Consider the following 5,483-nt stretch of genomic DNA (forward strand, 5'->3'; position numbering starts at 1 on the left):
ATCCGCAGGATTTCAAAATCTTCGTCATGCTTCACGTACAATAAAAGGTATTGAGACCATTCATTCCTTATATAAACAAAGGCGAAGTCTTCAAATAGAMTCCGYCTTTTCGACGTACAATGAACTTCAACAATTACTAGCCTCTTTCTAAACATTTCTCCTCATTTATCAACCTGTTTATACTTTTTTCAAACTTTGCAACAGAACCATAAAAAAGAATCTAGGAACAAGAACTTTATTATGTTATTTAAAAATTCACAAGTTTTTTAATAATATCGCTTACAAATATTCATATCTGTTATATACTAAATTTATATTATTACTCTCTAAATAGAAATCTCTGTTATTTTGGTTTAAATAATTAATTTATCTATATCTTCTGATTGTTTGTGAAGATAAATAATGTAATAATTAAAGTGTTATATATACTAAATGTTTAAATAATAAAGGAGAAAATATATGTTAGATATTAATCAAATCAAAGATATGCTTCCTCATCGGTATCCATTTTTATTAGTTGATTGCATTACAGAAATTGAAGAAGGTAAATATGCAATAGGAATCAAAAATGTTACAGCTAATGAACAATTTTTTAATGGACATTTCTCCGAGAATCCAGTTATGCCGGGCGTCTTAATTTTAGAAGCTTTAACACAAGTATGTGCAATTATCATGCACAAAAAAGAAGAATATCGTGGAAAACTCGGACTATTCGCTGGTATTGATAATTGTCACTTCGAAAAACAAGTAAAGCCAGGGGATCAATTACGCTTAGAAGTAAAAATAACACGTGTTCGAGCTTCAATTGCAAAAGCTCATGCCATAGCTACAGTAAATCAAGAAATTGCTTGCGAAGCAGATATCACAATTGCTCTTGCCAATCAAGCTTAAATTAAACATCAAACACGAAGACCACAAAATAAGTCGTGAAATCATTGATTTCGCAATAGATAACAACATTTCTGTCATTCAATTAGAGCAGTTAACGAATATTAGACAGACGGCATGCGCAAGCCGTAAAAACGAAAGAAATCTGCATACTTGGTCATTTATCGTCTGGCTTAGGAGGGGCAATGAGATACCCTCATCTTGAAGGCTGTTTAAAACAGAAATGGACTGCGAACGTCTAGTAATTCAGAATCTCACCCGTTAATCCGTAAGGATTAGGGCTTGCGACAAGTGAATCAATGGTAATCGATGGAGTTAGATACTATTTTGATGCAAACGGTTATATGAAATAAAAAGAAAAAAGCATCCATTGATATGATCCCCTTATAGTAGACAGTAAAAAGGGTTCTGTTGCAAAGTTTCCTAAGAGATAAACAGAGGCATGAAAGTATGAGGAAAGATTATTCGACTACTAGTAATTGTTGCAATTCATGATACACCGAAAAGGCGGAGTCTGCTTGAAGACTTCGCCTTTGTTTGTATAGGGCATGAACGGTTTCGATTCCTTTTATCGTACGTGAAGCANAATTCATGATACACCGAAAAGGCGGAGTCTGCTTGAAGACTTCGCCTTTGTTTGTATAGGGCATGAACGGTTTCGATTCCTTTTATCGTACGTGAAGCATAACGAATACTTTGAAATCCTGCGGATTTGGAAAAACAACGCTTCACATGCCGATGGTYCTGTTCTATAAGATTGTTTAAATATTTGATTGTGCAATGAGTCGTGTGTTTACAGAAGCCCTTTTCCTTTAATTTCTTGAACGCACAAAGTAATGCAGGTGCCTTATCTGTAGAGAGAACCGTTGGTTCTCCAAACGTTTTTACTAACCTTTTCATAAAGGCATATGCAGCCTGGTGATCCCGTTTTTTACGAAGTTGAATATCCAATGTGTGCCCGTCTTTATCGATCGTACGATATAAATAACACCATTTTCCTTTGACTTTTATATAGGTTTCATTTAACTTCCAAGATGATTGTACGTTTTTATTTTTCTTCTTCCAAATTTGATAGATRAGGTTTCCATATTCATGAACCYAGCGCATGATGGTTGTTGGGTGAACTGAGATTCCACGTTCTTTTAAAATTTCAGAGACATCTCGATAACTTAAAGAAAAACGACAGTAATAGCCAACGGCTANGCGCATGATGGTTGTTGGGTGAACTGAGATTCCACGTTCTTTTAAAATTTCAGAGACATCTCGATAACTTAAAGAAAAACGACAGTAATAGCCAACGGCTACCAAAATAATATCCTGTTYGAACTGTTTCCCTTTAAAATATCTCATCTGTAATTCTCCTTACTCTTTTTTTCTAGAGTGTAGTCTCATTTAAAAAACCTTGCAACAGAACCATCTATTTACTATGGAGGGGATTTTTTCTATGGGTAAAACTAGAGTAACTTACGATATAGAATTTAAGAAAAAAGCAGTAGATTTATACCTTAAATAAGGAATGGGATAGAAAACGGTCGGGAAAGAACTAGGAATTGATCACTCAGTAGTAAGACGTTGGGTGAAACATTTTGAAGCTGAAGGTATCAAAGAACTAGAAGAAAAACGTGGTAAAGTGAAAGGGCCAGGTGTAGGTAGACCAAGGATCAAACCAGAAGCTAAGATCAGAAGATTAGAAGCGGAAAATGAAATGTTAAAAAAGCTCTTAGGGATATAAAAGGAGGAATGAAAGCTGTACCCAAAACGAAAAAGTTTGAAGTCATCCACGAGATGTCAGAAAAAGGTTATACGGTTACCGTTCTATGCGATATTGCTGGTGTAACCAGAAGTAGGTACTACAAGTGGATAAAACGGCACTCGATGCCTTCTGAAAAACAATCGGAAGATGTCGAAATCAAGAAAAAGATATTGAAGTGCCATAAAAAACTTAGGGGGATTTATGGATACAGAAGAGTACAAATTTGGCTGAAAGTCGCCTATAACCTTCACATTAATCACAAACGTATACAGAGGTTGATGGGTGAACTAGGTATCAAAGCGATTATTAGGGGTCACTATACATGCCCATCAACTTAAGAGTGGAAACAAATTAACCGATTCCTTAACGTACAGAGAATCGGCTAATTTTTTACATAATCTTTGCTGATGACAGAATCCTGAACCATACACAATATCGTATGTTCCCTCTTCAATATCCTGCTTTATTTATTTTAGATTTTTATAATGTGCAATTCTTTTTTACAATTATTTATACTCAAAAGTCTTTCGATTTGTTTTTGGATGGTAAGATATTTTGCTCCATTTTTTCATAAAGATTAAGTAATTGTTTGATAAATGTAATTTTTGGTGTTAACCAATACGAAAATAATGCTGAAATTATTCCTAATAAGGCTCCTGTTACGACATCGAAAGGATAATGAACTCCTACCCAGATACGAGAGATAGCTACACAGAATGCGAGCACAAGCCATAACCATCCAGTCTTTTTACGAACAAGCCAAAATGAAAAACAAATTGAAAAAAATAGAATCGTATGGTCACTAGGAAATGAATTATCTACTGCATGATCGACAAGTTTATTAACATCAGGTAATACTGCAAATGGTTGATAATTCAAATGAAATTCCCCTGCTAGTTTTCCAATTATCTCAGCAGTGACGAAAGCAAGCATTGCTTGAATAATCATCATCTTATTTTTTCTAGATCGAGTAAACCAATAAGCTATAATAATTAATCCTAAAAAATACACCATATATTCCGCCAAAAATATCATGGTTGAGTTTAGGAATGAATATTGTTTACCTAAATCATTGATAGCTCGAAAAGCATCAATATTTAATTGAGAAAAAGACATTTTCAAATCTCTCCTTAAGTGCGTATATTTCTATAATTTTTCGTTGTTTTTCAAACCTTAGGTAGTTTCAATTATTACATTCCTCAGTGAATATCTACCCTTTTAAAATAAGTAATTACTGCTATTAATCCAATGAAAGATGTTGCAAAAATAACAATATAGGAATATTCGGGAGGATAAGTGGGAAGAAGGGTATTTCTTGAAATCTCTCCTGCTGATTGCTATGGAAACAACCCTCTATGTTTTGAATTTGTCGTCATTCAGTTTAATAAGACTATTACAATCGTAAATACAATAGTTGGTACATAATTTTTAAATGCAATTGTTATAAATATGAGTGGTGTTGATAAAATAAAAAGAAATGTTCCACCTATGAGAAACCGTCTTAAGGATGCCATTAATAATGATGAATTAAGACCTTCAAACTGTCCTAATAGACCGAAAATAACAGTAAGCCCCCAAGCAACCAAAATTAAGAGCATAATCCATAAGAATAAGACTATTAATTTGCTTATAAGGAAGTTAATGCGTGATACAGGAATAGTTAATAAATTCTTTAATGTGTCTTCTGCATATTCGCGATTAAAAAGATAAGCAGTGATAACTCCAAATAAAGGAACTCCAATCACGACAATAGCATACAAATTGGCTTCACTAAACAGTTGTTCAAACACAATAGTTGGAGTAGGGTGTTTTGTTTTTATGGATATATATGAGGCTACTACTATCAAAAAAGCTGCTACCGCAGCCCCCATAATACTAATCAAAACATATAAATATAGAATTCAGGTTGCTTAGTTGTGCTTTTTGAATACTGTCTACTTGACAGGGGTCACTTCAAATTTAGTGTCTTTTTTATGCTTTTTTCTGAAGTGAATGATTTTCTAGTGGTCTAAATGCTAATCCCCCAGATATCATGTAAAGAACGGCAGGTATNTCAAATTTAGTGTCTTTTTTATGCTTTTTTCTGAAGTGAATGATTTTCTAGTGGTCTAAATGCTAATCCCCCAGATATCATGTAAAGAACGGCAGGTATCAACATGAAGAAAAAATATGTAGATAAAGAAATAAGAGCAATACCAATCATTAATCCCCCATATAACTTATTGTTTATATAGTTAATACTGCAAGAAAGAACGATAGCTGCAATTTGAAGCAAMAATACTATAAAAGAGCTAGAAAACATATATGATAACGAATTCTGCATAGCAGGAATGAATCCTGATAATAAGAAAACGAAAAAAGAACTAATAGTTCCCAATACAGATCCAACCAAAGCTGTTAAAAATTCAGCATTACGTTTTTTCACTTTAGGTTTCCTCCAATATATAAGATTTAAAGATATCATAACAAAACAATTAAAACGTAATCCTAAATATCTTCCTTTTTTATAAGATGTTCATCTAAAGAGAGAAGTATTTTATACTATGATTCTTATAGAAATTAATATATTACAAAAGAAAAATCCCTCTTCTATAATTGTTTGCTTAATCGCCTTCAATTATAAATACGAGGGATTCATGATTACATCTGCATAGCAARTATTTCAGTATGTCCACCAGCATTTTAGRAAGATTACTTYGTRAGGGTATTTTTCGATTTGCTGAAGACCATTTTATACTTACTATTTCTATTTAATTTTGTGAACACATCAAGTAAAACAAATAATTTTTTTCATTATCAACTCCTTTATAATTTTTTTGAGTGTGTGTATTTCGAATGATTT

The 5,483-nt window shown here is 32.9% G+C and carries 4 protein-coding genes and 6 pseudogenes; 5 read left to right on the forward strand and 5 right to left on the reverse strand.

All coding sequences use genetic code 11. From position 1 onward, the window contains the following. From AZF08_RS28810 to AZF08_RS31340, 3 genes and pseudogenes are all read left to right on the forward strand, one after another. Positions 1–151, forward strand: a pseudogene (locus tag AZF08_RS28810) (IS6 family transposase); the annotation flags it as partial. Between the two features lie 308 nt (positions 152–459). Further along, complete coding sequence (gene fabZ, locus AZF08_RS16380; RefSeq protein WP_033678655.1) at positions 460–891, forward strand: 3-hydroxyacyl-ACP dehydratase FabZ; 432 nt, start codon at positions 460–462, stop codon at positions 889–891. 7 nt (positions 892–898) lie between these two features. Further along, positions 899–1,051 (forward strand): annotated as a pseudogene (locus tag AZF08_RS31340) (RNA-guided endonuclease TnpB family protein); the annotation flags it as partial. A 298-nt stretch (positions 1,052–1,349) separates the two neighbouring features. Here the strand turns inward: AZF08_RS31340 and AZF08_RS32385 are convergent. Continuing rightward, positions 1,350–1,472 (reverse strand): annotated as a pseudogene (locus tag AZF08_RS32385) (IS6 family transposase); the annotation flags it as partial. A 4-nt stretch (positions 1,473–1,476) separates the two neighbouring features. After that, positions 1,477–2,097, reverse strand: a pseudogene (locus AZF08_RS16385) (IS6 family transposase); the annotation flags it as partial. 235 nt (positions 2,098–2,332) lie between these two features. Between AZF08_RS16385 and AZF08_RS16390 the strand changes: the two are divergent. Both AZF08_RS16390 and AZF08_RS16395 read left to right on the forward strand, forming a co-directional pair. Beyond that, a pseudogene (locus AZF08_RS16390) lies at positions 2,333–2,620 on the forward strand (transposase). Positions 2,621–2,628: 8 nt separating this feature from the next. Continuing rightward, positions 2,629–2,979, forward strand: a complete 351-nt coding sequence (locus AZF08_RS16395; protein WP_082246207.1) for an IS3 family transposase — start codon at positions 2,629–2,631, stop codon at positions 2,977–2,979. A 178-nt stretch (positions 2,980–3,157) separates the two neighbouring features. On the opposite strand, the gene AZF08_RS16400 is transcribed toward AZF08_RS16395, so the two are convergent. The 3 genes and pseudogenes from AZF08_RS16400 to AZF08_RS16410 all read right to left on the reverse strand — a co-directional run bounded on the left by AZF08_RS16400 (position 3,158) and on the right by AZF08_RS16410 (position 5,066). Continuing rightward, entirely contained in the window at positions 3,158–3,757 is a 600-nt protein-coding gene (locus AZF08_RS16400) for an undecaprenyl-diphosphatase (protein WP_033678661.1), read from the reverse strand. Between the two features lie 83 nt (positions 3,758–3,840). After that, positions 3,841–4,542, reverse strand: a pseudogene (locus tag AZF08_RS16405) (ABC transporter permease). Between the two features lie 170 nt (positions 4,543–4,712). Further along, positions 4,713–5,066, reverse strand: coding sequence for a hypothetical protein (locus tag AZF08_RS16410; RefSeq protein WP_063177316.1), 354 nt, complete (start codon positions 5,064–5,066; stop codon positions 4,713–4,715). Between the last annotated feature and the right edge of the window lie 417 nt (positions 5,067–5,483).

Origin of the sequence: Bacillus gaemokensis (assembly GCF_001590835.1) — a bacterium.
Classification (GTDB): domain Bacteria; phylum Bacillota; class Bacilli; order Bacillales; family Bacillaceae_G; genus Bacillus_A; species Bacillus_A gaemokensis.

Coding starts and splice junctions, on each gene's coding strand:
- fabZ (WP_033678655.1), top strand. CDS start 460: ATGTTAGATATTAATCAAATCAAAGATATGCTTCCTCATCGGTATCCA.
- AZF08_RS16395 (WP_082246207.1), top strand. CDS start 2,629: ATGAAAGCTGTACCCAAAACGAAAAAGTTTGAAGTCATCCACGAGATG.
- AZF08_RS16400 (WP_033678661.1), bottom strand. CDS start 3,757: ATGTCTTTTTCTCAATTAAATATTGATGCTTTTCGAGCTATCAATGAT.